Raw genomic sequence first — 26,141 nt, forward strand, 5'->3', positions numbered from 1 at the left:
GGGCGGCCTCATGAAATTTTCTCTACCATCGACCTTGGCTTTGACTTCGGTGCTCATGTCTACAGCGCTGGCGCTTGCTGCAGACAACCCGGCCACAACGGCCGCGACACGGCAACGCTTGATGCGATCATACGGCGACCTGGCTATGGGCTTTACCGCCAACCAGGGACAAGCAGATCCGCGATTCGCCTTCACGGCGAAAGGTCGCGGATATTCCATCCAATTGGGTCGCAAGGGTGCTGAGCTCAGCATTGCGGGATCGCCAAAGACCGAGACAAACGGTGAGAATGCCGGTAAGAAGACACTTTTGCAACTGAGCTTTCCGGGAGCGAACGAAGCTTCGACGATATCCGGCCTCGAGAGGCTGCCGGGGGACAGTAATTACCTGACGGGTCCCGATCCTTCGGCTTGGCATACCAGCGTCCCGAACTACGCGCGAGTGAAGTATGCAGGGCTGTACCCGGGTGTCGACCTGGTGTACTACGGGAACCATCGCCAGCTTGAATTTGATTTCTTGGTGGCACCGCAGGTTGATGTCGATACCGTGCGGATGGAATTCAAGGGATTGTCGGAAGGTAAAGTCGAAGAACTCACTGTAAATGCGAAGGGAGACCTGGTCCTCGGTGCCGACGCAGGCACGGTTTTGCTCCACAAGCCCGTTCTCTACCAGGTCGTCACAGCCGATGGGGAGCAAAGACACCAGGCGGTGGAGGGTGGGTTCGTGGTGGACGGGCCGGGGACCGTGAAGTTTCATGTCGGTTCGTACGACCACACGCGAGAGCTTGTGATCGACCCCACACTCGAATATTCGACCTATGTTGGCGGAGGCGGATTCATCGGCTTCAGCGCGATGACAGTGGACGCGAAGGGTGACGCCTACATCACCGGATCCGCGACGTCCGTCGACGAGACGAGTACGGTTTTTTTCATCGATAAATTCAACCCATCCGGTTCGGCGCTCTTGTACTCCACGGAAGTTGGTGCCGAAGGCGTAGCGGAAGGCAACGCCCTCGCTGTGGACGCGGCGGAAAATCTATATATCGCGGGCTCAGCTGGGCCTGGTCTGCCCACAACCCCGGGAGCCTTCCAGCGCACATACGCTGGGCAAGGGGCAGCATTCGTTGCGAAGCTCAACCAGGCGGGAACGGCGCTTCTCTACGCGACGTATCTCAACGGCCCGACGGATCCCTCCGGACAAACGAGTGTTCACGTCATGGCAATAGACGGGCAAGGCAATGCTTACCTGGCAGGGGACACAACTTCGAACGATTTCCCCGTGACGCACGGTGTCTTTCAGCCTCTGCCGCCCGCCGACAATCCACACATCATTGGATCGCGGGACAGTACGTTCGTCGCCAGGCTGAACCCTACTGGCTCCGCGCTCACCTACTCTACTTATCTTGGAAATGATGGAGCGAGCGTCAATGCCATCGCTCTCGATTCCGCCAATAATGCTTACGTCCTTGGCGTAACAACAGGGGCGACGGACCTGAATCCCTATCCCACAACGGCGGGAGCGTTTTCGAACACGGGTCAGTATTTCCTCGCGAAGGTAAACGCGACAGCCTCGAAACTGGTCTACTACACGCTGCTTCGCGAGTTCCAGGTCTTCGGGTTAGCCGTCAATGGAGCAGGGAACGCCTACATGGTGGGCCAGGTTGCCGCCAAGGGCGCGCCATCCTATCCCGGACTTCCCGAAATGCTATGTGACACGGGAACCTGTGAGAACGCCGTTGTCATCAAGCTGAATCCCGCGGGTTCGGCGCTGAACTACGCCGCATTCCTAGGACAATCCGCATACGATGACGTTTTCGGGGAATTATCCACCTTCTCCACGGGGTACGCTATTGCCATCGATGCGGCAGGAGATGCATATGTCACTGGCGAGACGGATGACGCACTCTTCCCGGCAACGCCTGATGCCTACCAGACATCGTTTTTGGACCCGAATCCGGAGGAAGACTCCTTCGTCTTTCTGACGAAGCTCGACCCGTCAGGAACCAAGGTGCTGTACTCAACGTTTATCGGTAACGGCGAAGGAGCACAAGACTCCTATGCTGTTGGCTACTCCGTTGCGCTCGATAAGGTAGGCGGCGTGACGATTGCCGGTATTGCGATTGGCATCGACTACCCGATCACGCCTCAGGCTGTCCAGCCCTCCGGTCAGGAAACGGGCTATGAAGCCTTTATTACAAAGTTCAGCTTTGGAGAGCCGTTTTGCAGCTTTACCCCCAGGCTGCAGCTTGTGACGAGCCCTGACAAGACTCAGGGGTTTGCACTCGAGGCAGGGTTCACCTTGGGCTCTGCAAGTCCACTCCAGCCAGAGACGGAGCCCCTCATCCTTACGATCGGTACTCAAACCATGACCGTACCGGCCGGGGCCCTGGTGAAGAACCCCTTGGGGTATCTCTTCTCGGGCACCGTGAATGGAGTCCGGCTCCTGCTATTCCTTGGACCAGTGGCTCCCCAACCCGGGGTGCAGACGACATGTGGGACTCCTGCCTACAAGCTGACCGCGGTTGGAACGGGTGGTGTATTCGGGAGTGCGGCGAGTCCTGTTGACGTTGTAGTCTCAATCGGAGATGACAGCGGCAGCGTGGAAGTGAAGGCAACCGGTTTGCAATAGAGAGCCTCTCACGGACGCTTTTTCCTCTTGAGCCCCGGCTGAAAATAAATTCCGCGAAAAAGGTGCGAAAACAAAGGCAAAAACGCATGTCAAGTGCCGGAAGCACCTAACCCACACAAAATGAACAAGATAACGATATCCGATGAGTTATGGTGAACACCCTACAATTAAGTCATCAGTAAAAAAGCAGAGCTTCAGGGCTCTGCGTGTTCATATCCTTGACATCTCGGCCCTAAGTCCTTTATTTGCTAATTTTTAGCCGTAACCCCTTGCGTATGAATCATTTACAGGCGGATCATCCCTGTAAGGCGCTCAAAGCAAAAGACTTACACCCGGGCTATGGGGAGGGGGGGGTACCCCCTTTACTTCACCCCATCCGCCTGCGCCTGGTAAGCGATCATCTTCTTCAGCGTCTCGTATGGGATCTCCGTCATCGGCAGCAGATGCCCATTCACCGCAAGCATCGGAGTCTGATCCACACCAGCATCCTCCGCCAGCTTCACCGAAGCATCGACAGCAGCCTTCGTCGCCGGAGTCGTCGAACAAGCCGCAATCGCCGCCGGATCGAGTCCAGCCTTCGTCACCGCGCCTTTGAGAATCTCGTCCGTCCGCTCAGGAGTCAGCGCCTCCTGGTGCTCGAAGACGTCGTCGACAAACGGAAAGAACGCATCGTTCTTCTGCTTCTGCACACAGACGCCGTAAGCTGCCGCCTCGAACGCCGAAGGATGAATATTCACCAGCGGAAAGCTCTGGTAAACGATCCGCGCATTCGGAAAGTCCTGTGCAATCTGTTTCATCGTTCCCTGCGCCGTCTTGCAATGCGGACACTGCATGTCGGCAAACTCGACCAGCAACAGATCCTTGCTCGCCGCGCCATGGGAAGCTCCACTCGCCCTCTGCTCCAGCATCGCGCGCGTCTCGGCGAACGGCTTCGCACCGAACGGGATAATTCCCGATCCATCCGCGATAGCATGCTTTCCATCCGGCATCGTGAAGAACGAGAACGACTGCACCTTCGCATTCGGCCCCGCATCCGTCAGGAACACCGTCACCTTGCTCACACCCGCAACTGCTGTCGACTGAACAGCCATCACCTTGAACAACCGATTGGAGTCGAATCCCCAAAGCGACTTCAGGAACGAGTTGACCGTCTCGACGGTCGGCGAGGTAGCCGTAAAGAACTTCTGATCGATCGGAGGAAACGGATCAGCAGGAGCAGCCGCAGCCTGGCCAAACCCGGCCACCGTCAACACCATCATCGAAACAAAACCAAGAACCTTCTTCAATCCATCCTCCGAAAACCTAAGCCTAAACCTCAACCTTAACCGCAATCGGAAACCGCCGCCCATTGCCAAACGACTTCTTGGTTACCTTCAACACCGGCGCCGCCTGCTGTCTCTTGTACTCTGCCCGCTCCACCATCTTCAGAATCTGCTTCACTAAACCAACATCCACGCCCTGATCAGCCGCAATCTTCTCCGCCGAGCAGTACTCCTCGACGTAAGCGACAAGAATCGGATCAAGCACCTCGTAAGGCGGCAGAGAATCCGTATCCTTCTGATCCGGTCGCAGCTCGGCTGAAGGAGGCTTTTCGATCGTATTCAACGGAATGACCACGCGATCGCGATTCGCCCATCGACTCAACGCATACACCCGCGTCTTCATCACATCGCCAATCACCGCCAAACCACCAACCATATCGCCATAAAGCGTGCAGTAACCGGTCGACATCTCGCTCTTGTTTCCAGTCGTGAGCACAAGGGAGCCAAACTTGTTCGACAACGCCATCAGCAAGGTGCCACGAATCCTCGCCTGCATATTCTCTTCCGCAAGCCCGAACGAAGTTCCTGCGAACAACGGCTCGAGTACTCCATCAAAGCGCTCAACGACATCCCGAATCGCCAGCACCTCGAACCGAATCCCAAGATTCTCCGCCAGCTCCCGAGCATCGTCGACCGAACCCGAGGAAGAATACTCACTCGGCATTCCAACTCCAAGCACGTTCTCCGCGCCCAAAGCCTCGACCGCAATCGCCGCTACCAGAGCCGAATCGATACCACCACTCAAGCCGATCAGCACCTTCAAGAACCCGCACTTTCGCACGTAGTCGCGAACCCCAAGCACAAGAGCTCGCCACGTCGAGGCGATATCATCCACATCCTCGGCAGGCACTTCCAGTGGCTGTGAAGTCACCGTATCGAAGACGACCAGATCCTCCGCAAACGCAGCCGCTCGCGCGATCACGCGCCCTTCCGCATCAAGCGCAAACGACGACCCATCGAAGATCAGGCTGTCGTTTCCACCAACCTGATTGACCATCGCAACGCAAGCCCCATCCCGCCGCGCGACCGCTCCCAACATCCTCTCGCGCAACCGCGCCTTTCCGCACCAGTAAGGCGAAGCCGAGATGTTGACCATGATCTTCTGCGTCGCATCCGCAGGCCATTGCCCCATCAACTCCTCCACCGGATCAGTGGAGTAAAGTCTCTTCGGCCAGAAACCCTTATCGTTCCAGGCATCCTCACAGATCGTGATCGCCACCGTCTGTCCGCGCACTGTCACCAGCGACTGCCGCACCGCCGGCTCAAAGTACCTCTGTTCATCGAACACGTCGTAGAAAGGCAGGAGCATCTTCTGCTGGACGAACTGCACCGCCCCATCCGCCAGCAGGACAGCCACATTCCGCACATGCTTGCCGGTGCCGCTTTCGGCAGGCATCACCGTCCCGCACAGCACCGCCGGCTTTCCACCTCCAGCAGTCCACGCTGCGATCTCTGCAATAGCACGCTGCGCCCGCGCAATGAAGTCAGCCTTCTCCAGCAGATCCGCCGGAGGATACCCACACACCGAAAGCTCGGGAAAGACCACCAACTCGGCCCCAAGGTCAGCCGCGCGTTCCGCTCCGTCCAGGATCTTTCGCGTGTTCCCCGCGAAGTCTCCCACTGTTGGGTTGATCTGACCAAGTGCAATCTTCACACTTCCAAGTCTACCGCCAACCTGCGCTCATAGCTAAGAACCTGTCCCGCTGAACACAACGCCCACCGTCCGCGCCAGGATCTTAAGATCCAGCCATAAGCTCCAGTTTTCGACGTAAGCCGTGTCGAGCGAGATATAGCTATCGAACGACGGATCCTGCCGCGCCTCAACTTGCCACAACCCGGTGATGCCCGGAAGCACATCCAGCCGGCGCAGATGCGAAAGATCGTACTTCTCCACCTCGGCCGCAATCGGAGGCCTAGGTCCAACCAGGCTCATATCCCCGCGCAGAACGTTATAGAGCTGTGGCAGCTCATCGAGCGAGTACTTCCGCAACAGCGGACCAACCCTAGTGATGCGTGGGTCCTTAGCAATCTTGAACAGGATGCCGTCCCGTTCGTTCATGTGGGACATCTGGTCTTTCAACTTGTCCGCATCTACGACCATCGTGCGGAACTTGAAGCAGGTAAACGTCCTGCCCTTTCGCCCAATGCGCTGTGCCTTATAGAAGATCGGTGATCCGGAACTGAAGTAGATGGTGAGCGCGATCCCGAGCATGATCGGCGATGTCAGTACCAGCCCAACGACCGAAACCGTGATATCGAGCATCCGCTTCATCAGCATCGCGCCGATGGCGAAGTCGCGGCGATGCAGCGGAATCGTCGGGAACTGTCCGATGTATTCAACCGGAGCGTTCCATGCCAGACCGTCATAAAGATCCGGAACAACGCGGACATCGATACCGGCGGCTCGCGCCTCTTCCACAAGCGAGATCACAAGCTTCTTATCCGCAGGCGCGGAGATAAAAATCTCGTCCACAAACAGGGACCGCGCCAGCGGCAGGCAGTTCCGGACATCTCCAATCACGTCTACGTCGCCCGACTCCGCCTCGCGCTCCGTCAAAGCCACAAATCCCTTGAACCGGAATCCCATGTGTCGGAGCGACTCGAGATGGTTCCGCAGTGCATGCGCCACCCGGCCCGCGCCGATGATCATGACGTTTCGGGTCTCAAGCCCCTCACGATACCGGCTATAAACCACTCGTCGCCACGCCGCGCGACGCGCGCACATCAGGATTGCGGTGAAAAGAATCGTTAGAATGACGACAATGCGCGAGATCACCTCAGCCTTTGCGAGGTAAAGGGCTCCACAGAGGAGAAGTCCGGCGGTCAGCGTCGCCTGCACCGTCATCCGCTGTTCGTGCAGGCCGCTCCTGCCCTGAATAGGCTGATAGAGCCCATAGGACCGCGCGAAGAAGATTAGGCAGAGTACAAACCATCCCATGTAGAACACACTGGTCGAGATCGAAGGATGGCTCAGATGATGAAACGCTGACCCGGACGGTCCGTCCGCAGTGAGAAATTCAAGTGGGACCGCCGTCCTAAAGCGCATTGCGGCGAGACCAGCCACACCTGCCGTCAGTATATCCAGGGAAGCCCATACGAGACTTGTCACCGAAGGGCGCTGAAAGAGCCCCACGTGCTCCCGGCCAGAAGGACTGCTCCTCCTTCGCCCCGAGATGATCGCCTGTTGCAGGTAATCCGGTGTGGACATGCTTCCTGAGCCTCAAAAGTCCCGCAAAAACGTGCGCTTGCTCGTCGTACAGCTCCTCGCGGGCAATACGAGTGGGATCTCGCGCCGCGATGCGGCTGCCAGTACCTGTGGGGGTAGTCTAACGAAACATCCTACGAACGCAAAGGTTTGATTCGGGGAGTGGTTGTAGGAGTTTAAGGCCCAGGTCTTACCCCGCTACTTTACCCTCCGTCAAGGGGAATGGCAAGTAGCGATTCAGGGATCTGTACCAAGTAAACCCAACCGCTACTCAAACTCTCCTGCATTTTGTTACGAAAGCAACCGCGCTTTTGGATGTCACACCGCGTGCTAACCAGGCAGAACCAGGCTGTCGAGCGACAAAAACTCACTCAAGATTGGGTCATCGCTGCGCTCCATCTCCTCCATCGTCCCGAAGAACCTCGCCTTTCCCTCATGTAGGAATACAACACGGTCGGCGAGTTTTTTGGCGAACCGCATATCGTGCGTGACGACGATACTCGTCAGATGCAGTTGCTGCTTCAGGCGCTGAATAAGATCCCCAAGGAGATGTGCCATCAAAGGGTCGACCATCGTCGTTGGCTCGTCGTACAACACCGCCTCCGGTTGCGAGGCAAGCGCCCTCGCAATCGCCACCGAACGCTTCATTCCGGTCGACAGGTCCGACGGCAGAAGGCCCTCCATCCCCGCCACGCCCACCATTTCCAAGAGCCCCTTCACCACCTGGAAGATCTGCTCCTCCGCAAGATCCTTGCGCTCGCGAAGCGGAAACGCCACGTTCTCCCCCACCGTGATCGAGTCGAACAAGGCCCCGTTCTGAAAAACCATCGTCACTTTCCGGCGAATGTCCTGCAGCTTCTTCTCGTCGAAGCGAGTAATATCCTCGCCCGCGACCAGCACCTTGCCCTGGTCGGGCTTTAGAAACCCCATCAGCATCTGTAGGGACACCGACTTGCCCACGCCGCTTCGCCCCAGAATACAAAGCGTCTCCCCGGGATTCACGAAGAAGCTCACATCGTTCAACACGACAAAATCTCCAAATGCCTTGCAGACATGATCGAACGAGATGTAAGGCCCCTGGTGATGATTGACATCCTGCACGGCTTCGTTAGCCGCCTCGTTTTGAGCCGCTGCCTGCTCCATGAACTCTTCAACCGCGGGAGCGACATCCGCCGATACCTCGGCCGTCAGGGGTGTATGCTCATCCGTCTCGTGACTCGTGTGACTGTCGGCTTGCTTCTGCTCGTACTGTTCATCCGGAACGCTCATCCGCTCTACCCCATTTCATTATCCAGTAAGCCTTTGCGAGGAGCCCTGACGCATCCGCTATTCCTTCCCTGTGCGCTCCAGCGACTTCTTCGCCTCCGCGAACTCATGTTCTACCCGCGCAAACTCCTCCGGAGTATTGACATTCGCGAACCAAAGAGGCTCCGTCGCCCGCTCGAGCTCCGATGGCCTCCAGAAACCGCGCCAGAACGTCTCCTTAGGCTCATCCACGCGTAACCCGCTCCTTCTCGTACCAAGCCCATCTGCCGCGGTTTGTGCTGCTGCTGCCTCTAGCACTGCAAGCACCTTCCGCTCGCCCGCATCCACAGCCGCCGCTACATATGGCAAAAGTTCCCGGTGCAACATGCTTACCAAGGGCTGTACGCGTCCCTCCACCCGGAAGCAGCCCGCAGCAGGAGCAGTCGGATCCCGCGCCACCTGCCACGCCCAGGCCATCAAGAACGTCCCCGGCACCGCCGGAACGTCGACCGGCATAAGCATCACCCAGTCCCGCGCCGTCTCTTCCTCGTTGACCCGCCGCAGCGCTGTCGCGATCCCTGCCAAGGGACCAGCCTCCGTCAGTCCGTCCGGCAAAACCATCCCAAAGTCGCCAAGCTCCGGACGATTCCCGAGGATCGCCACTCTCCGGCACCCGAACCGCAGCTTATCGAGCGCGATCTGCACCAGCGGCGTCCCGTCAAAGCGCAACATCGCCTTGTCCGCGCCCATACGCGAGCTTCGCCCCCCCGCGAGCACAAACCCGCTTGCCGGCAGCTCCATCTCCATCCGGCTCAGGCTCCCACCGCCTGAAGCCATCGAATAATCGACTCGATCCCACGGTGAAAGTTTGGCAGATGGAACTTCTCATTCGGCGCATGCAGATTGTCGTCCGGTAGACCGAACCCCATCATGACCGTCGGAATTTTCAAGTGCCGCACGAAGTCTCCGACGATCGGGATCGACCCACCCCCGCGCACGAACACTGTCTCCTTGCCGAACACAGTGCGCATGGCCTCGGTCGCCGCCCGCACAAACTCATTGTCCGTACTCACCACGATCGGATCCCCCGAGTGCAGCATCCGCACCTCGATCACAATTCCCTTTGGGCGGATCGACTCGACAAAACCCTTCAGCTGCGCGAACGTCTCCGCCGGAGTCATATTCGGCACAAGCCGTAGACTCACCTTCGCCGTCGCCTTTGCCGGGATCACCGTCTTTGCGCCGGCCCCGATGAACCCACCCGGCATCCCATGCACCTCAAGAGTTGGCCGCGCCCACGTTCTCTCCATCACCGAGAACCCCGGCTCTCCGGTCAGCACCGTCGACCCGACTTCCGTCTCCCGGTAGTGCTCCTCATCGAACGGCAGCGCCTTCCATGCCTTCAACTCATCGTCCGTAGGCTTCTGCACCTTCTCGTACAAGCCCGGAACCAAAATCTTCCCATCCTCATCCTTCAGCTTCGCAATGATCTGGGCCAAAGCCACGAATGGATTCGGAGCCGCTCCGCCATACATCCCCGAGTGCAGATCCGTCCGCGGCCCCCGCGCCTCGATCTCCGTATAGATCATCCCCCGCAGCCCAACGCACAGCGTCGGCAGCCCATCGGCAAACAGCTCCGTATCCGACACCAGCGCAACATCCGCCTTAAGTTGCTCCCCATGCTCCCGCACGAAGGCGGCGATCCCCTCGCCGCCAACCTCTTCCTCACCCTCAAGGATCACCCGCACGTTCACCGGCAGTGTCCCCCCACCCGCCACCATCAGCGCCTCGAGCGCCTTCACGTGCATCCACATCTGCCCTTTGTCATCGACGGCACCGCGCGCATAGATGTTCTCCCCTCTGATCTCCGGCTCGAACGGCGGCGACTTCCACTCATCGAGCGGCTCCGCCGGCTGCACATCGTAGTGCCCATAGCAAAGCACCGTAGGCTTCCCCGGTATATGCAGCCAGTCCGCGTACACCAGCGGATACCCGGCTCGGTCCGCAGTCGACGTCTCAATCAACCGAACATGCTCCAGTCCGATCCGCGTCAACTCCGCCGCACAGAACTCCGCGGCCCGCCTTACATCCCCCACATGCTCCGGAGCCGTAGAAACGGAAGGAATCCGCAGCAAGGCCTTCAACTCGTCAACGAACCGGTCCCCATTGTCTTTCGCAAACGCCACAGCCGCCGTCAAAGCCATCGTCTCTCCCATCAAACTTCCTACTTACTCCCTGCAACCGGCTGCCCGCCCTCGTTCCACTTCGGCCGGAAGTCACTCTGCGCCAGCCACCGTACCGGCTCAACCAGGCTCTGGATCGCTCCCGTCATAAACGCGATATCCAAGTGCGCCAGATCATCACTCGGCTGATGATACGTCGGCGGGGTTCCCCATCCCGCTGCCGTATGCGCCACCACCCCCTTCAGCGCCAGCGCATAATTATCCGACCGCTGAAAGAAGTGCTGCTCCGGGTAAGGATCCGGCCCAAGCAGCGCTCCGTGCTCCTTCAACGTCGGCCCCAGGTTCGACCTCTCCCACCCGGTCAGCAGAAGTACGCCCTTAGGCATCTTCGGATCCTGCGTACCGATCATTTCAAATTCCAGATTCGCCACCAGGCTCTTCAAAGGTACCGGCGAATGCTGTCCAAAGTAAGTCGACCCCAGCGTCCCAGCCTCCTCGCTCCCATAGCAGACGAAAAGTACATTCCGCCTCAGCTTCGGCCCTGCCCCCAGCGCATGAGCCAACTCCAGCACAGCCGCCGTTCCCGCCGCGTCATCATTCGCGCCATTGAAGATCGAATCCCCATTTACCGGCCTGCCCACACCTAGGTGGTCAAGGTGCGCCGTAAGCAAAATCGTCCCATCTGAAGGATCGCTCCCCTCCAGATAGCCAATCGCATTGAAGGTCCGTCGCACGTTTCCCTCAGGCAGGACATGCACCGCCAGCTCAGCTTTCGCATTACCCTCCTCCGCGAGGCGGTTCACTGCTTCCGCCGTCAGCGCCACCAGCGTCCGCCCCGGCGTCGGCTTCGACTCCGCCAATCTCATGCGCACCTGCGTCTTCCCCCCGAACATCGACGCCAACTCATCGCTCGCTCCGCTCTGAACCACCAGAACCGCCGTCGCCCCTCGCCGCACCAACCCGTTCGCCGCGTCAAGAGCAGTCTTCGGATCCCCGGTTAACAGCACCACTGCCCCCTTCACCTCGGCCTGCCCCGCATCGACCGCCGCAACCTTCTTCAAGGTCCCGCGCGTCGCCTCAGCCGAAGACGTGAGCAACTGAAAATCCTGACCCTCTCGAAGCATTACGCTCCCCACCGTCAGCGTGGCCTTGCCATCCAGTTGAGGAGCCACCACCTCCGCGCTTTGGATGTACCCCGACATGCCCGGTGCCGGCTTCAGCCCGTACGCCATGAACTCCGACGCTACATACGTCGCTGTGATCTCCTCATCCCGTGTCGCGCTTCCCCGCCCTGCCATCACATCGCTCGCCAGGAACTCCTCATGGGCTCGCACCCACTCCTGCTTCACCACCCACCCGCCGCCCTGCTGCGCCATGCAACTCACAACCATCCCCAGCCCAAGCACAATCCCAGCTATCTTCCCTGACATCACGTCCGCCCTTATCCGCCCTTCGAATCTGCGAATACTCCTCGCAAACCCCTTCGGACACGCAAACAATGAGTATATGAAAGTCCAAACGATCGAGCCCGCCGCCCCTACCACCGGACAGACCTGGAACACCTCAGCCTATGCCGCCAACGGCCGCTTCGTCGCCAACCTCGCCGCACCCGTCGTCGACCTTCTCGCCTCTCAACCCGGAGAGCACATCCTCGACATCGGCTGCGGCGACGGAGCCCTCACTGAGCAATTAGCCGCCACCGGCGCCCACCTCATCGGCATCGACGCCTCCGAATCCATGATCGTCGCCGCCCGCACCCGCGCCGCCGCCGCACCGACCCCGTTCGCGGTCGAGCACCACACCGCCCAGTCACTCCCCTATCAAGAAGCCTTCGACGCCGCCTTCTCGAACGCCGCCCTCCACTGGATCCATCGCGAATCTCAGCCCGCCGCGCTAGCAGCCATCCACCGCGCTCTCCGCCCCGGAGCCCGCTTCGTCGCCGAGATGGGCGGCCAGGGCAACATCGCCGCGATCCGCACAGCGCTATCCTCTGTTCTCTCCCCCTACGGACTCGATTCCGAAGCCATCGCCTCCAGCTTCTTCGCCTCACCCGCCGAATACCGCGCCCTCCTCGAGTCCGCCGGCTTCTCCGTACAGTCGATCGAACTCCACCCCCGCCCGACGCCCCTCCCCAACGGCGCGGACGGCATGACCCACTGGCTCAACACCTTCCGCAATGGTGTCCTCGATCACCTCACCCCCACGGATCGCACCGAAGCTCTCGCCACCACCGTCGCCCTCCTCCGCCCCATCCTCTCCGACTCCGGCGGCCACTGGACCGCCGACTACGTCCGCCTCCGCTTTCACGCCACCCGATCCTGAAAATAATTGCCGATGCGACTGAACAGCGGGCTAAACTCTGCCGATAGATAAGCAACTCTCTGCCGAAGGTGCCTGTTGTCGCTCTCCGTCATCTCGTCGTACGCGATCTTTGAGCCGACTCTCCTCACCGGGCCGGTCAGCCCGTCTGCGCCCACATCCTCCACCGAGGCCACCGGCGAGAACGACGACATCGCCACTGCGGACTCGACTAACGACAGCGTAACCCTCACCGCCGTCATCAAGGACCTCGTCAGTCTCCTCAAGGGTCTCGTCTCCGGAGACGTCTCCGCCTCGAAATCCGACCTCTCCCGCATCCGGGCGGAAGCAAAGTCCCGCGAGAGTTCTGCCTCCGACCCACCCACCCCATCTCCTCTTCAGCGCCTCCTCGGGAAGATCGCCGATTCTATCTCCTCCGGCGACACCCCCACCGCCCTCGGCGTCGTCGCAGGCTTCCTCGTCCACGCCGGCCAGCCATCTGGAAACCTCATCGACACCCACGCCTGAAGCCTCTCAGACCGTCCTCAAGCCGGTGCTACCCTCTCCACATGAGCCGCTTCGTCCTCCTCCTCACGCTCCTGCTCACCCTCCACGCCCCCGCCCAAACTCCCGACGCCCCACCCCAGACCGACGTCCCCGTCGACGTCCCCCTCAACCCCACTCTCCCGACCGTCTTCATCGTGGGCGACTCCACCGCTCGCAACAAGCTCGACCTCGGCTGGGGCGACCACTTCGCCCCCTTCTTCGACACCATCCGCATCAACGTCGCCAACCGCGCCCGTGCCGGCCGCTCCGCCCGCACCTATATCAACGAAGGCCTCTGGGCGGCCACCCTCAAAGAGATCAAGCCCGGCGACTTCCTCCTCCTGCAGATGGGCCACAACGACGGTGGCGACCTCGGCGGAGCCAAGCCCCGCGGCACCCTCAAGGGCATCGGCGAGGATACCCAGCAGGTCCCGCAAACCACCGGCCCGTTAGCCGGAACCACCGAAACCGTCCACACCTTCGGCTGGTACCTGAGAAAGATCATCGAAGAGGCCCGCGCCAAGAGCGCCATCCCTATCCTCCTCGACACCACCGTCCGTAACATCTGGAAAGAAGGCCACATCGAACGCGACATGGGCTACAACGTCTTCGTCCGCCAGGTCGCCGCCCAGGAGCACATCACCTTTATTGACATGTCCGCTATCGCCGCCAACCAGTTCGAAGCTCTCGGCCAGGAAAAGACCGCCACCCTCTTCCCCATCGACCACACCCACACCAGCCCCGAAGGTGCCCGACTCAACGCCCAGGCCGTCGCCCTCGCCCTCCGCGCCGGCCACTCACCCCTCGTGGCGTACATGAAGCCCGAATAAGACGGCTCAATCGTGCAATACCACATTCAGCAGCGACTTATGCACCTTGATCCGCCCGTTGTACTCAATGAACCCCATCTTCCGAAACCGGTTCATGAAGAAGTTCACCCTTGACCGCGTCGTCCCGATCATCTCTGCCAGCGTGTCCTGCGTAATCTCCGGGATCAGGCTCTCCGGCTCACCCGGCTTGCCGAATTCCGCCATCAGCAGAAGGATGCGGGCCAGCCTCTTCTCGCTATTGTTGAAGAGCTGATCCACCAAGTCCGACTGCGTCCGCATGCTCCGCTGCAGCAGAAACGCCATGAACAACCCGGAGAACTTTGGCTGCTCCGCCATGACCCGCATCATGGAATCCCGTTCGATCCGCAGTACGGAAGACACCGTAACTGCGCTAGCCGTCGCCAACCGCAGTCCCGGAACCGCCGCGATCGCGTCTTCCCCGACGAAATCCCCAGGTGCGAGCAGCGTGATCGTCGCCTCTTTCCCCGTCGGCGAAAGCACCGTGAGCTTACCTCGCCCACTCTGGATGTAGAAGATCGCGTCCGACGGCTCACCCTGCGAGAAGATGGGCTGCTTCGGCCTGAGCTTCAGGACACTCCGGCCCTCTCCATTCCCAGCAGGCCCATTCCCCGCAAGGAAGACCTCCGGATCGAATGGCGGTTTCCGCTCTGGCACCAAAGTATCGGCCCTCTCCAGCCGCGTTGGCCATCATAGCACCCATGTGTTACATAGACGACATATAGCTGGCAAGCAAAGTCACCCTGAAAAATGCGGAAAGATGGAGATCTTTCACAAATGAGCAAAGAAAGATACCGTTTCTGTTCAAAACAGAACAGCGAAACGAAAACGACCGGTCAGAAGATGACGGAAGAACGATCGAACGAGATCCATCGCCGTTGGTCGATCGACCGGTACCCAAAAATACGATTCCGCGCATGCAACCCTCGCTAACCAAGGTGGTGTATATGGAAGCAAAGACACCGGCCACAAGCCCCCCAGATCGCCCACCACCCCTGAACATCATCGAAGCCGAGAGGTTCTATCGCGGTCTGCTCATCACCTTCGAGAGCGGGGAGATCGCGTTCTACTCGGCTGACCTGCTCTATCGAAACTTGCCGAACGCCACTGCATTCGACCCCACCAAGAGCTTTTCCCGCCCTACCTGATCCTCATTTGAAGGCCGGCGCAAGTCGGAATCCAAATCTTTCCTCAGGAGCTCGAACTATGCCTCAAGCCGCCGCATCCCGCCAACAGACGAAGTCACTTTCTGAAGCTGAGCGGCGTCAGGTCTTGCTTGAAGCAAGGACTCTGATCCTCTACATCGCAGACCACGTTCTTCAACAGCCGACGGATCTAACCCTGACCACCGTCGAGACACCAAACGAACTCATGGTGCAGTTGAAGATCGCACCGGACGAGGTCTCCCGGGTCGTGGGAAAGCACGGCAGGCTCATCCGCGCCATACGAACCATCCTGGCCGCGATGAGTGCAAAAACCGGTGCCAGGATCACCCTCGACCTGATCGGCTACCTGGAGGAACCGGCCTCCGTCACCCCACCCCACGCCCGGGCCACCCTTTGACGCAGAGTTGGTACCGCCCCGGCCGAGTTGCATGTCGCGCGACGCATGTTCTGTGCCCGACGCAGCGCCGCTTCAGGCCTCAATCCCATCGACGTCTTTATCGAAGAGCTCCTTGGCCTCAAGAAAAACGCGAGAGAGAAGCTCCGCCGAGTACAACCCGATCCTTCCATCGTCGAATGCGATGATCACTCCGCCGTCGAGTGGCTCCGCAGACGCGATGTGCGGTTTGGAATCAGGATTCATGGGGAAATCTTAGGAAAAAGCTTCCTCGCGTGTCTGTCCCCCACCCGACCCAATTCCGATTTTCACCGTGCCATCTCCATCCTTTCAACCAGCCGCAGATGGTATCCTGTCGAAATGTATGCTGTGTTCGTCATCACCGCGATTCTCCTGTCTGTCGCGCCGATGCACGCCCACGCTCTTCTCGCTGCAGTCTCGCCCTCGGGCGTCCCGGCAAGGCATCTGGACACCACCAGCCCAACGGCCCGACGCACCCTCGCCCCATCCACCCGCCTCGCGCCCCGTCGCGCTCCGGTTCCGTCGCATCTGGCGTCCCGCCCGATAGCCGTCGCCGCGGCCCATCCGTCGCCCACGCCGGTCATGCTCGCCGAAGCCGCCCCGTTAGCGCACGCCCCTAACGCTCCCTGACCCAGCCCTCTTCTGATTCCCCTGGCCAGCCCAGCCCCTCAGCGCCCGCACTCCGTTCGCGCCCCGCGCCGAAATCATCCAAAAATCTTAATCGCTCCCGATCCCCGCACCCCGTGTAGCGGGTCTCTTGGAAGGAAGTCCCTCGTGCTCAACTCCGTACTCGCCAAAGTTTTCGGCACAAGTAATGAACGAACCGTGAAAAAGATGCTTCCGGTCGTGCAGGAAGTCAACGCTCTCGAATCCTCCCTCACCGGTCTCACCGATGAGCAGCTCCGCAACAAGACGCAGGAGTTCCGCGCCCGCATCGCCGACGCCATCAAGGACATCCCCGCCGACCGTGAGCACGAGGACGAGATCTACCAGGCCGAAAAAAGTGCACTCGACGCCCTCCTGCCCGAAGCCTTCGCTGTCGTCCGCGAAGCCGGCAAGCGCGCCGTCGGGATGCGTCACTTCGACGTCCAGCTCATCGGCGGCATGGCCCTTCACTCGGGCCGGATCGCCGAGATGAAGACCGGCGAAGGCAAGACCCTCGTCGCCACGCTTCCCTGCTACCTCAACGCTCTTGCCGGTCGCGGCGTCCACGTCGTCACCGTCAACGACTACCTGGCCAAGCGCGACGCCGAGTGGATGGGCAAAATCTACGGCTTCCTCGGCCTCACCGTCGGCGTCATCGTCCACGACCTCGACGACCGCGCCCGCCGCGAAGCTTACGCCTCTGACATCACCTACGGCACCAACAATGAGTTCGGCTTCGACTACCTGCGCGACAACATGAAGTTCGAGCTAGCCGACATGACACAGCGCGGCCACTACTACTGCATCGTTGACGAAGTCGATTCCATCCTCATCGACGAAGCCCGCACGCCGCTCATCATCTCCGGCCCCACCGACCAGACCACCGACAAGTACGCCCGCGTCAACCTGATCATCCCCAAGCTCGAAATGGGCGAACTTACCGAGACCATCGAGACCCGCGTCTACACCGGCGACTTCGTCATCGACGAGAAGGCCCGCTCCATCACCGTTACGGACGACGGCTGGGAAAAGATCGAGGAACTCCTCGGCATTGGCAATATCGCCGACCCGGAAAACTGGGACCTCAAGCACCACGTCGAAGTCGCCATCAAGGCCCACAACCTCTACAAGCGCGACGTCGAGTACGTGGTCAAGGATGGCGAGGTCATCATCGTTGACGAGTTCACAGGCCGCCTCATGCCCGGCCGACGCTGGTCCGACGGACTTCATCAGGCCGTCGAAGCCAAGGAAGGCGTGGCGATCCGTAAGGAAGACCAGACGCTCGCCACCATCACCTTCCAGAACTACTTCCGCATGTACAAGAAGCTTTCCGGCATGACCGGAACCGCCGAGACCGAGGCCGCCGAGTTCGACAAGATCTACAAGCTCGACATCGTCGTCACCCCCACCAACCGCATCATGCAGCGCATCGAGAATGCCGACGTTGTCTACCGCACCGCGAAGGAAAAGTACTTCGCCGTCGCCGACGAGATCGCCCGTCTGCACGCCGAGAAGCAGCCCGTCCTCGTCGGAACCACGAGCATCGAAAAGTCCGAGCTCCTCTCTGAGATCCTCAAGCGCAAGGGCGTCCGCCACGTCGTCCTCAACGCCAAGTTCCACGAGAAGGAAGCCGAGATCGTCGCCCAGGCCGGACGTCTTGGCATGGTCACGATTGCCACCAATATGGCCGGTCGCGGAACCGATATTCTCCTCGGCGGAAACTCCGACTTCATGGCCCGCCAGGACCTCGTCCGCAAGCAGCAGGCCCGCGCCGTCTCCGCAGCCGAAGGCGCCATCCAGCCCGTCGCCGGACCCGGCATGTTCCGCTTCTACTACTCCGGGCAGGAGTTCGAGACCACCCAGGAGAACTGGGATCGCGCCGTAGCCTCCCATGCCGAAGCCGCCAAGCTGGAGCATGACCAGGTGATCGCCGCTGGGGGTCTTCATATCCTCGGCACCGAGCGGCACGAGTCCCGGCGCGTCGACAACCAGCTTCGCGGACGCGCCGGACGCCAGGGCGATCCCGGTGCTTCGCGCTTCTATCTCTCCCTCGAAGATGACCTCATGCGCATCTTCGCCCGCGAGTGGGTCTCCACACTCCTCCAGCGCCTCGGCATGGAAGAGGGCGTGCCGATCGAATCCGGCATGATCTCCCGTCGTATCGAGGCCGCACAGAAGGCCGTTGAAACGCAGAACTTCGAGTCGCGCAAGCACGTCCTCGAGTACGACGACGTCATGAACAAGCAGCGCGAAGCCGTCTACGGCCTGCGCAAGCAGCTTATGGAAGGTGTAGACCAGAAGCAGCTCATCACCGAGGACTACGTCTCGACCATCATGTCGAACCTGCTCGACGAGACCGTCCCCGAGAAGGCTACTCCCGCCGAATGGAAGACGGACGCCCTCTTCGAGCAGATCTACGACCTATTCGGGGCCCGGCTCAAGGAAGAGATCGACGTCGACGCCCTCAGCCGCCACGAACTCGGCGAAACCATCTTCGAGAAACTTCGCGCCCGCTACGACATCAAGGAGCAGATCCTCGGAGCCCCCGCGATGCGCTACCACGAGCGCATCGTCATGCTCTCCGTCCTCGATGGCCTATGGAAGGACCACCTCCTCGCCATGGACCACCTGAAGGAAGGCATCGGCCTCCGCGGCTACGCCCAGCAAGACCCCCTCGTCGCCTACAAGAAGGAGTCCTTCGAGATGTTCGAAGCGATGATGCTCCGCTTCCAGGAAGACACCAGCCGTCACCTCTTCCGCATGCAGATCATCGGGCCCGACGGCACGCCAATCGAGACCGCTGCTCAACTCGAAGCCGCCCAGATGGCGAACGCCCAGCAGGGCACGCTCATCGAAGGCAACGACGGCCCGCAGGCCATCTCGGAGTCCGACGCGAACCTCATCGCCGGGCTCGCCGCGCCTCAGCCTCCGCAGCAGCTACCTCCGCCTAACCGCATTCCGACCAGCACGAACGACATCGCCGCGTCGCGCCCACCGGCTCGCCCGATCGCTCAGACCAAGGCCCCGTCCACGACCATCGACGCTTTGGAGAGGGAGTTCCAGCGGAAGAAAGAGCGTGAACTAGCTCAGGCCCGCGCCGCCGGCTCTCCCAACACCGAGTCCAACGGCTCCGGCCCCCGCACAACCGGCCAGAAGGTAGGCCGGAATGAACCCTGCCCCTGCGGTTCCGGCAAGAAGTACAAGAACTGCCACGGAGCCAATGCCTAACAAGACAATGGTGGATCCTGCATCTCGCCCCTGAGATTCAGGATCCACCATCGTTCTGGACTAAAGCTTCACAAAGCCCTGATCCGCGATTTCCCGCTCACCGCTGCGAACATCGCCGATTACAGGGATGGCGGACGGTCGGAGTCCATAGGCGCCCGCAAAGCGCACCCGAATGAGCCAGAAGATCATCAGCGGAAGCGGAAGCAGGGCCGGAACGATGAGATAAATGGATCCGCGGAGCCAAACCGGGAAGACCTGCGGCTGCCCAAGAAAGAAGGAACCGCTCGCGATGAACAATCCAATGCACATCCGCCAAAGATGCCGGACGATGCGTGGACGGCCGGTGATGCCACCATGCGCGAGCATGCGAATGTCTCCAACAGCGGCAAGCAGAAGGATGCCGCCGAAGATAAAACTCATCGCCGCGGGTGCGCCATTGTCCGTGCCGGCGGCGGAGGAGACAGCGCGAACGCCAAGCGTCAGAACGCCCGCTGCCGAAGTCAGGCAAAGCACCAGGCCGGACCAGTCGAGGACTCCGGTTTCATTGCGACGCCGTCCAGCGAGCCACGCGCTTCCAATCAGATAAAAGGTAAGCACCGAGGCGATCACATTGCTTACCTGGGACTTGAGGATGGCGAGCCAGAAACCGCTCGTGGCAAGGGTCAACATGCCGAGCGTGAAGACATTCCCCGACACTCGATGCACTCGATCGCCTTTGCGAGCGATCATGGCGACGGTGCCGGCAAGAAGGCTCACGGAGCCGCCGAGGATATGAAGGATCAGGAGCGGGAGTCGCATGCCTGTACGACCTTTCGAACCTCACCGATTACACGGGATGCACGGGATACGCGAACCCTGGAAAATAAGTTCCACGAACCGCCAAGAGCTCAGCCCTGTATCCTGAACCTGTATGCTCAACCCCGAAATCACCGCTCAGGCCGCCGCAGAACTCCTCAAGCAACCCAACGCGCCCGTACTCGTCGACGTCCGCGAAAAGTGGGAGTTCGACACAGCCCATATCGAAAACTCCCTTCTCATGCCCATGGGCGAGGTCCCAGCCCGTGCCAACAACGAACTCGATCCTGACGAGCCCATCCTCGTCGTCTGCCACCACGGAGCCCGCTCCCTGAACGTCACCATGTGGCTTCGCCAGCAAGGCTTTGAGAACGCCCAATCACTGGCCGGCGGCATAGACGCCTGGTCCCGTACCATCGACCCAACCGTCCCTCGCTACTAACCACCAAATTGCGATCCCATTCACTACCTTCCTGACGGCTTATGGGCGGGTACCCCCCTCCCCATTGCCCGCGTCCAAGTCTTTCGCTTTCATAGACTTAAGGGAAGGTTGTCCATGTAAATATAAGATAATACATGACTTGCCCGCAAATATCAGATACCAAATAACTTAGCTCACGTCTTCCACGAAAAAGAGGTCCAAGGCACCTGAGCCTGGACCTCTTTTCTTCTTTGCTTCCAGTGTATCAAGCTGACCGAAACTAAATGGACAGCGACTTTTCGCTTTGGAATGTGTGAGATGCGTTGCCCGGGGGCTTGACATGCGTTTTTGCTGAGGAAAATGACGAAAGAAAGTTTGGGGACACGTTGTCGGAAGGCAGTGTGAGGATGCGGGGCCTTAATGCAGAAAAGCCCGGCACGAAGCCGGGCTCTCTTCTGGTTGGCGTTGATGTTTAGAACACGTACTTCGCCGAGAGCTGCAGCTGACGAGCCTGCGAGCGCGAAGAGGTGATCTGTCCGAAGGTTGAGGACTGGGTGTTGTTGGTCGGGTTGCCGAGCGAGGTGATGTTGAAGACGTTCGCCGCATCCGCCCGGAAGCTGACATGCTGGCCTTCGGTGATGGCAAAGTCCTTGAAGACCGAGGCGTTGGCAGCCTGGTAACCAGGAGCGCGCTCCGAATCCACACCGGCGTTGCCGAACGTACCAGCAGCCGGCTGGGAGTAGGCGCACGAGCCGTTGTCCACGGCGCCGCAAGGCTGAGCCGATGGGTCGGTACCGAACCACCGGTTCGCCGTGCGATTCGTGATCTTCATCGCGCGAAGGTGATTCGCGCGCTCCGAGTTGTTCTTCGAATCGCTCACGTTGGTAGCGCTCATGTTGACCGGGAAGCCCGAGTACACAAGAGCCGTCATCGCGACATGCCATCCGCCGACCACTTCATCGAGAACACGATTCATGTTTCCGAAGTACATCTGTCCACGCCCAACTGGAAGCGTGTAGTTCATGTGCCCGTTCAGGTTGTGGCGGATGTCCTGCGCCGTTGGGCCGTATTCGGAGTGGTTGTCGTAGAAGTTCTGTGCATAAGCAGACTGACCATTGATGCCCTGTGCTCCGAAGAAGCCGGTGCTGTTGGTCAGAGCCTTGGCGTAGGTGTAGTTGGCGGTGAGTTCCAGACCTTTGCTGAGTCGCTGGCGATAGGTGGTCTGGAGGCTGTTGTAGTTCTCCATGGCGTTCGAGTTCGTGAAGACAACCGAACCGCCCTGTCCTACGAGGTTGGCGTAAGGGGTGGGGCAGGCAGCCGTACCGGCAGCGGTCGTCGGATCGGTCGCCACGCCATTGACGAAGCATCCAGTCGGCAGCGAGTTTCCGGCGCCGGCTGTGACGAGGTGAGCACCGGTCTGGCCAAGGTATCCAAACACAATGGATGCCGAGTTGCTGACCTGATACTCAGCCGTGAGGTTGAACTCCTGCAGGAACATGGGCTTGATGTTCACGTCCCATGCGCGGATAGTCGTGGTGCAAGGCGTGGTGCTGGTTGTGATGTCGCAGCTGGTGTTGGTCGTTCCGAAGGCCTGGCTGGTGTTGAACGGAGCACCGGCGCTGGTTGCGGAAGGAATCGCGGCGGTCGCGGTGAAGGCGTTCTGGAAGGGATAGTTGAAGTTCAGGCGAAGATTGGCGCCGGTGCCTTCAAAGTAGGTGGTGACGCCGTAGCCGCCGCGCAGCACGGTCTTGGGCGAGGGGTTCCAAGCGAATCCAACACGTGGCATGAAGTTCGTCCACACGCCATTGAAGAGAGCGCGGCTGTTGCCGTTCTGACCGGCAAGCACAACCTTCTTCGTCGTGACGTTGATGTTGGCCTGCTTGTTGTTGACCTCATAGATGGGCTCGTCGTACTCCCAGCGCAGACCGAGGTTGAGGGTGAAAGACGGAGTCACCTTGTAGTCGTCCTGAGCAAAGGCCGAGGTACGATACTGCCGCTGACCGGCCGGTCCAGTGACGCCACCGATGGCGCGCGTGTAGATCCGGTTGAGGTTGAAGTCGGCCAGGGAGAAGCCGCCGGTCGTGCCGTTCAGGGCGGAGAACTGCCCGCTGTAGTCGTAGTGCCCCTCAGCGCCGTCATTACCGGGATAGAACGTGTTCTGCTGGTACCGAAGGCTCTGGAAGCCAGCCTTGATGGTGTGGCGATCCAACTGGTAGGTCACCGTGTCCGTGTAGCTGAAGGTATTGTCAATGTAGTTGGTGCCGGTGGAGGAGTTGCCCAGCGTGGACAGGCCCCCGGTGTTGCTGCCGGTGAAGCTCTGTGCGATGAACCCGGGCTGCGCCTGCGTGATGCCAGGAACGCCGATGATCGAGTCTCCGTTCAGACCGAAGTTGCCCGTCGAGTCGGTGGTGTTGGCACCAAGCTGGACAACGCGCGAGAACCCGAGGTTCAGGTCGTTGGTGAGCCGCGGTGTGAATACGCGGACGTAGTCAAACGAGAAGCTCTGGAAGGGATCGCTGGTGACGCCCGGGAAGCTGATCGCAAGCACGGGGGTTGAGAAGTCTCCCGCCAGGCCGTGCGAGTAGCTTCCGGAGAAGGTGTCCTTCGGAGACAAGGTGTAGTTCACCTTCACGTCGAACTGGTTGTTGTACCGGTTCTCCTTGTTGGGTCCCTGGAAGTTGTTCTGGGTCGCTGTGCCGGGCAAAGGCGCGTGGTTCGGCAGCGGGTAGTACTGCGGATGCGAATACAGGTACTGCGCCACGGGGTTGGTTGGAGCGCCGAGCTGGTTATTTACGTAAGCCGGTTGGCCTGCGGCCTGGGTGTTGTAAAGCTGGATCGCCTTATTCGCTCCGTAGACGTTCGGATCGAGCAACGCGCTGAAGTCGCCATTGCGCATCGCCTGGGTGGCGACTGACGCGGTTCCGATACCGGCCGAGTGGAAACGGATGCCTTCGTAGTCCATAAAGAAGAAGAGCTTGTCCTTGATGATGGGGCCGCCAAGGGTGCCACCAAAAGAGGACTGGGTGTAGGGCGTGATCGGTGTGAAAGCCGAGCCAGCTGCCACGTGCTTATTGGAGTACGTGTTGGCATCCATGTTGTAGTTCGACAGGTAGAAGAATGCGCTGCCGTGGAACTTATTGGTGCCGCTCTTGAGGAGCGTGATCACCTGGCCGCCGCCGACGTTGCCGAATTCGGCGTTCGCGTTCGAAGAGATGACGCGCATCTGGCCGATCGCATCCGGGCTGGGGTTATAGCCGAGCTGGTTGTTGATGGTCTCGTTGATGTCGATGCCTTCGAGCAGGAAGTTGTTCGCTTCCTGCCGGTTCCCGTTCTGGGAGGCAAGCGTTCCGTTTCCGTTGCGTTCGACGGTTGCCGAGCTGCTGGTAAATCCTGCAGGGTTGCCGGTGACCGCACCCGGGACGAAGAGGGTGAGTTCGGTGAAGTTGCGGCCGACGAGGGGGATGGCGGCGATGGCGGTAGCATCGAGCGTCGTGCCGAGGGTCGGGTTCTCGGTGTTCAGGAGGGGAGCGACTTCGCTGCTGACCGATACCTGGCTGGTGGAACCTTCAACACCGAGCTTGGCGTCGAGCTTCGCTTCCTGGCCGGTCTCGAGGGTGAAGGGTCCAAGCGTCTGGGTGGCGAAGCCGGGAGCCTCGATCATCAGCTTATACTGTCCGATCTGCAGGTTCCGCAGAACGTACACGCCCTCCTTGGTGGTGGGCGTGGATGCCGCGACGTTGGTCGCGACGTTGATGGCCGTCACCTTTGCATTGGGCAGGACTGCGCCCGAAGAATCGGTCACCGTGCCGTTCACACCGGCGGTGATCGTTTGAGCGCCTGCAGCCAGGGTACAAGCCACACTCAGCGCTAACGGTACTGTGAGGTAATTTCTTCTGAACACGTTGCCTCCAAAAAGTTCTCGACCAAACCAATAAATAGACTCAGGAGCCTGACCTGGATTCTCTGAGCAAGTTGTGCGGGGTACGCTTGAAAGTAAATTTAGCTCACATCGAGCGTCAAATAAGAACTTTCTGCAAACAAATTTGACAGGACGTGAGATTCTTAAGCAGACTTAGGTCAATAGTCCTAAATTGGTGGTGTGCAAGGGGCTGAACGCGAAATTCCGCCGTTCGTGGAGCGGTGAAAGCGGCAGATTCGCTGTCCGCGCACACCGTGCTCGCGGCCACAGTAGAAGCGACCTACCCGAAACGCACATGCCTCCCAAGCGCTCCTTCGACGCCGAACTGGCCACCCTCGAAACCCTCCGCGACGCCACCCCCGAAGCCGCCGAGGCTGGGTTAGTCAAAGCCCTCACCAATCGCAACAACTTCATCGTCGCCAAAGCCGCCACCCTCGCTCAGAACCACCACCTCGCAAGCCTCACCCCGGCGCTCGCCGAAGCGTTCCACCGCTTCCTCGATTCCAAGTCCGACCCTCAATGCTGGGCGAAGATCGCCATCGCCAAAGCCCTCGCCGCCTTCGAGTACCAATCTCCAGAGATCTTCCTCACCGGGATGCGTCACGTCCAGCTAGAACCCGTTTGGGGAGGAGTCGAAGACACCGCCGGCCCACTGCGCGGGACGTGTGCCCTGGCCCTTGTCCAATGCCGAACGCTCAACAATCACACCCTGCTCACTCATCTCACCCCCCTCTTCGCCGACAAGGAGCTCTCCGTCCGCGTCAACGCCGCGCGCGCCGTCGAGCAGGTTGGCACCGACTCCGCCTCGCTCCTCCTCCGTTTCCACGCCGAACTTATCTCCCTCGTTCCTTCCCTGCGAGCCCACCTCGGTTCTGAAACACCCGAACTTTTCGGGGCCTGCTACTCGGGCGTCCTCTCGCTTGACGGGCCGGCCGCCCTGCCCTGGGCGGCGCAGTTCCTTCTCCCCGAAGACGATGCTTCCGCCGAGGCCGCGATGGCCATAGCCCAGACCCAGACCCCCGAATGCTTTCCCATCCTGAAAGCCGCCGCACAGCGAGCCCGTGACCCATGGTTCCGGCAGTGCGTCCTCTCCGCCATCGCGCTCAGCCGCCAGCAGGAGGGTACCGCCTATCTCCTGCACCTCATCGCCGAAGACACCCACGCCGCCGAAGCGCAGGAAGCCCTGTGCCGCTCCGCCCCGAGTGCGGAAACCCGCGCCCGTCTCGGGGAACTCGGACGTCCCTGCTCCTGACCGCGTGCTATCGTCGGAAAACACCAG

21 protein-coding genes are annotated in these 26,141 nt (G+C 60.2%); 10 read left to right on the forward strand and 11 right to left on the reverse strand.

Annotation, left to right across the window (positions count from 1 at the left end; genetic code table 11):
- The first annotated feature begins 55 nt into the window (after positions 1–55).
- On the forward strand, positions 56–2,626 hold the full coding sequence (locus tag GRAN_RS01985; protein WP_161570797.1) for a DUF7948 domain-containing protein: 2,571 nt from the start codon (positions 56–58) through the stop codon (positions 2,624–2,626).
- Positions 2,627–2,988: 362 nt separating this feature from the next.
- On the opposite strand, the gene GRAN_RS01990 is transcribed toward GRAN_RS01985, so the two are convergent.
- The 7 genes from GRAN_RS01990 to GRAN_RS02020 all read right to left on the reverse strand — a co-directional run bounded on the left by GRAN_RS01990 (position 2,989) and on the right by GRAN_RS02020 (position 12,011).
- Positions 2,989–3,912, reverse strand: a complete 924-nt coding sequence (locus GRAN_RS01990; protein ID WP_241654284.1) for a DsbA family protein — start codon at positions 3,910–3,912, stop codon at positions 2,989–2,991.
- 22 nt (positions 3,913–3,934) lie between these two features.
- The gene (locus GRAN_RS01995) at positions 3,935–5,602 is read right to left on the reverse strand and encodes an NAD+ synthase (protein ID WP_128911342.1); all 1,668 of its coding nucleotides are present in this window, start codon (positions 5,600–5,602) and stop codon (positions 3,935–3,937) included.
- Positions 5,603–5,635: 33 nt separating this feature from the next.
- Positions 5,636–7,156 carry a sugar transferase gene (locus GRAN_RS02000; protein ID WP_128911343.1) on the reverse strand — a complete coding sequence of 507 codons (1,521 nt, stop codon included), beginning with the start codon at positions 7,154–7,156 and terminating at the stop codon, positions 5,636–5,638.
- Between the two features lie 327 nt (positions 7,157–7,483).
- A complete protein-coding gene (locus GRAN_RS02005; protein WP_128911344.1) occupies positions 7,484–8,422 on the reverse strand; it encodes an ABC transporter ATP-binding protein in 939 nt (312 codons plus the stop codon).
- A 57-nt stretch (positions 8,423–8,479) separates the two neighbouring features.
- On the reverse strand, positions 8,480–9,205 hold the full coding sequence (gene mobA / locus GRAN_RS02010) for a molybdenum cofactor guanylyltransferase (RefSeq protein WP_161570798.1): 726 nt from the start codon (positions 9,203–9,205) through the stop codon (positions 8,480–8,482).
- A gap of 5 nt (positions 9,206–9,210) precedes the next feature.
- On the reverse strand, positions 9,211–10,614 hold the full coding sequence (locus GRAN_RS02015; protein ID WP_241654285.1) for a dipeptidase: 1,404 nt from the start codon (positions 10,612–10,614) through the stop codon (positions 9,211–9,213).
- An 8-nt stretch (positions 10,615–10,622) separates the two neighbouring features.
- The gene (locus GRAN_RS02020; protein ID WP_241654286.1) at positions 10,623–12,011 is read right to left on the reverse strand and encodes a M28 family peptidase; all 1,389 of its coding nucleotides are present in this window, start codon (positions 12,009–12,011) and stop codon (positions 10,623–10,625) included.
- Positions 12,012–12,087: 76 nt separating this feature from the next.
- Between GRAN_RS02020 and GRAN_RS02025 the strand changes: the two genes are divergently transcribed.
- From GRAN_RS02025 to GRAN_RS02035, 3 genes are all read left to right on the forward strand, one after another.
- Positions 12,088–12,903, forward strand: coding sequence for a class I SAM-dependent methyltransferase (locus GRAN_RS02025; protein ID WP_128911346.1), 816 nt, complete (start codon positions 12,088–12,090; stop codon positions 12,901–12,903).
- A gap of 75 nt (positions 12,904–12,978) precedes the next feature.
- Positions 12,979–13,407 (forward strand): hypothetical protein, encoded by a 429-nt coding sequence (locus GRAN_RS02030; protein ID WP_128911347.1) that lies wholly within the window; start codon positions 12,979–12,981, stop codon positions 13,405–13,407.
- A 41-nt stretch (positions 13,408–13,448) separates the two neighbouring features.
- Positions 13,449–14,255 (forward strand): rhamnogalacturonan acetylesterase, encoded by an 807-nt coding sequence (locus GRAN_RS02035; RefSeq protein ID WP_128911348.1) that lies wholly within the window; start codon positions 13,449–13,451, stop codon positions 14,253–14,255.
- A gap of 6 nt (positions 14,256–14,261) precedes the next feature.
- Here the strand turns inward: GRAN_RS02035 and GRAN_RS02040 are convergent, their stop codons facing one another.
- On the reverse strand, positions 14,262–14,930 hold the full coding sequence (locus tag GRAN_RS02040; RefSeq protein ID WP_128911349.1) for a Crp/Fnr family transcriptional regulator: 669 nt from the start codon (positions 14,928–14,930) through the stop codon (positions 14,262–14,264).
- Positions 14,931–15,220: 290 nt separating this feature from the next.
- Here GRAN_RS02040 and GRAN_RS02045 point away from each other — a divergent pair, with 290 nt between their 5' ends.
- Entirely contained in the window at positions 15,221–15,421 is a 201-nt protein-coding gene (locus GRAN_RS02045; RefSeq protein ID WP_128911350.1) for a hypothetical protein, read from the forward strand.
- Between the two features lie 58 nt (positions 15,422–15,479).
- On the forward strand, positions 15,480–15,836 hold the full coding sequence (locus GRAN_RS02050; RefSeq protein ID WP_128911351.1) for a KH domain-containing protein: 357 nt from the start codon (positions 15,480–15,482) through the stop codon (positions 15,834–15,836).
- A 72-nt stretch (positions 15,837–15,908) separates the two neighbouring features.
- On the opposite strand, the gene GRAN_RS25350 is transcribed toward GRAN_RS02050, so the two are convergent.
- Positions 15,909–16,079, reverse strand: coding sequence for a hypothetical protein (locus GRAN_RS25350; protein WP_161570799.1), 171 nt, complete (start codon positions 16,077–16,079; stop codon positions 15,909–15,911).
- A 114-nt stretch (positions 16,080–16,193) separates the two neighbouring features.
- On the opposite strand from GRAN_RS25350, the gene GRAN_RS02055 reads away from it, so the two are divergent.
- On the forward strand, positions 16,194–16,484 hold the full coding sequence (locus tag GRAN_RS02055) for a hypothetical protein (protein ID WP_128911352.1): 291 nt from the start codon (positions 16,194–16,196) through the stop codon (positions 16,482–16,484).
- Positions 16,485–16,628: 144 nt separating this feature from the next.
- Complete coding sequence (secA, locus tag GRAN_RS02060) at positions 16,629–19,727, forward strand: preprotein translocase subunit SecA (RefSeq protein WP_128911353.1); 3,099 nt, start codon at positions 16,629–16,631, stop codon at positions 19,725–19,727.
- A gap of 60 nt (positions 19,728–19,787) precedes the next feature.
- Here the strand turns inward: secA and GRAN_RS02065 are convergent, their stop codons facing one another.
- The gene (locus GRAN_RS02065; protein ID WP_128911354.1) at positions 19,788–20,525 is read right to left on the reverse strand and encodes a DUF2306 domain-containing protein; all 738 of its coding nucleotides are present in this window, start codon (positions 20,523–20,525) and stop codon (positions 19,788–19,790) included.
- 112 nt (positions 20,526–20,637) lie between these two features.
- Here GRAN_RS02065 and GRAN_RS02070 point away from each other — a divergent pair, with 112 nt between their 5' ends.
- Positions 20,638–20,964: a rhodanese-like domain-containing protein gene (locus GRAN_RS02070; RefSeq protein WP_128911355.1), complete on the forward strand. Its 327-nt coding sequence runs from the start codon at positions 20,638–20,640 to the stop codon at positions 20,962–20,964.
- Between the two features lie 451 nt (positions 20,965–21,415).
- Here the strand turns inward: GRAN_RS02070 and GRAN_RS02075 are convergent, their stop codons facing one another.
- Positions 21,416–24,844 (reverse strand): TonB-dependent receptor, encoded by a 3,429-nt coding sequence (locus GRAN_RS02075; protein WP_128911356.1) that lies wholly within the window; start codon positions 24,842–24,844, stop codon positions 21,416–21,418.
- Positions 24,845–25,157: 313 nt separating this feature from the next.
- Here GRAN_RS02075 and GRAN_RS02080 point away from each other — a divergent pair, with 313 nt between their 5' ends.
- The gene (locus GRAN_RS02080; RefSeq protein ID WP_128911357.1) at positions 25,158–26,114 is read left to right on the forward strand and encodes a HEAT repeat domain-containing protein; all 957 of its coding nucleotides are present in this window, start codon (positions 25,158–25,160) and stop codon (positions 26,112–26,114) included.
- Positions 26,115–26,141: the final 27 nt, after the last annotated feature.

The organism is Granulicella sibirica (assembly GCF_004115155.1).
In the GTDB taxonomy this organism is placed as follows: domain Bacteria; phylum Acidobacteriota; class Terriglobia; order Terriglobales; family Acidobacteriaceae; genus Edaphobacter; species Edaphobacter sibiricus.

Coding starts and splice junctions, on each gene's coding strand:
- GRAN_RS01985 (WP_161570797.1), top strand. CDS start 56: ATGTCTACAGCGCTGGCGCTTGCTGCAGACAACCCGGCCACAACGGCC.
- GRAN_RS02000 (WP_128911343.1), bottom strand. CDS start 7,156: ATGTCCACACCGGATTACCTGCAACAGGCGATCATCTCGGGGCGAAGG.
- GRAN_RS02005 (WP_128911344.1), bottom strand. CDS start 8,422: ATGAGCGTTCCGGATGAACAGTACGAGCAGAAGCAAGCCGACAGTCAC.
- mobA (WP_161570798.1), bottom strand. CDS start 9,205: ATGGAGATGGAGCTGCCGGCAAGCGGGTTTGTGCTCGCGGGGGGGCGA.
- GRAN_RS02015 (WP_241654285.1), bottom strand. CDS start 10,614: ATGGGAGAGACGATGGCTTTGACGGCGGCTGTGGCGTTTGCGAAAGAC.
- GRAN_RS02020 (WP_241654286.1), bottom strand. CDS start 12,011: ATGTCAGGGAAGATAGCTGGGATTGTGCTTGGGCTGGGGATGGTTGTG.
- GRAN_RS02025 (WP_128911346.1), top strand. CDS start 12,088: ATGAAAGTCCAAACGATCGAGCCCGCCGCCCCTACCACCGGACAGACC.
- GRAN_RS02035 (WP_128911348.1), top strand. CDS start 13,449: ATGAGCCGCTTCGTCCTCCTCCTCACGCTCCTGCTCACCCTCCACGCC.
- GRAN_RS02045 (WP_128911350.1), top strand. CDS start 15,221: ATGGAAGCAAAGACACCGGCCACAAGCCCCCCAGATCGCCCACCACCC.
- GRAN_RS02050 (WP_128911351.1), top strand. CDS start 15,480: ATGCCTCAAGCCGCCGCATCCCGCCAACAGACGAAGTCACTTTCTGAA.
- GRAN_RS25350 (WP_161570799.1), bottom strand. CDS start 16,079: ATGAATCCTGATTCCAAACCGCACATCGCGTCTGCGGAGCCACTCGAC.
- GRAN_RS02055 (WP_128911352.1), top strand. CDS start 16,194: ATGTATGCTGTGTTCGTCATCACCGCGATTCTCCTGTCTGTCGCGCCG.
- GRAN_RS02065 (WP_128911354.1), bottom strand. CDS start 20,525: ATGCGACTCCCGCTCCTGATCCTTCATATCCTCGGCGGCTCCGTGAGC.
- GRAN_RS02070 (WP_128911355.1), top strand. CDS start 20,638: ATGCTCAACCCCGAAATCACCGCTCAGGCCGCCGCAGAACTCCTCAAG.
- GRAN_RS02080 (WP_128911357.1), top strand. CDS start 25,158: ATGCCTCCCAAGCGCTCCTTCGACGCCGAACTGGCCACCCTCGAAACC.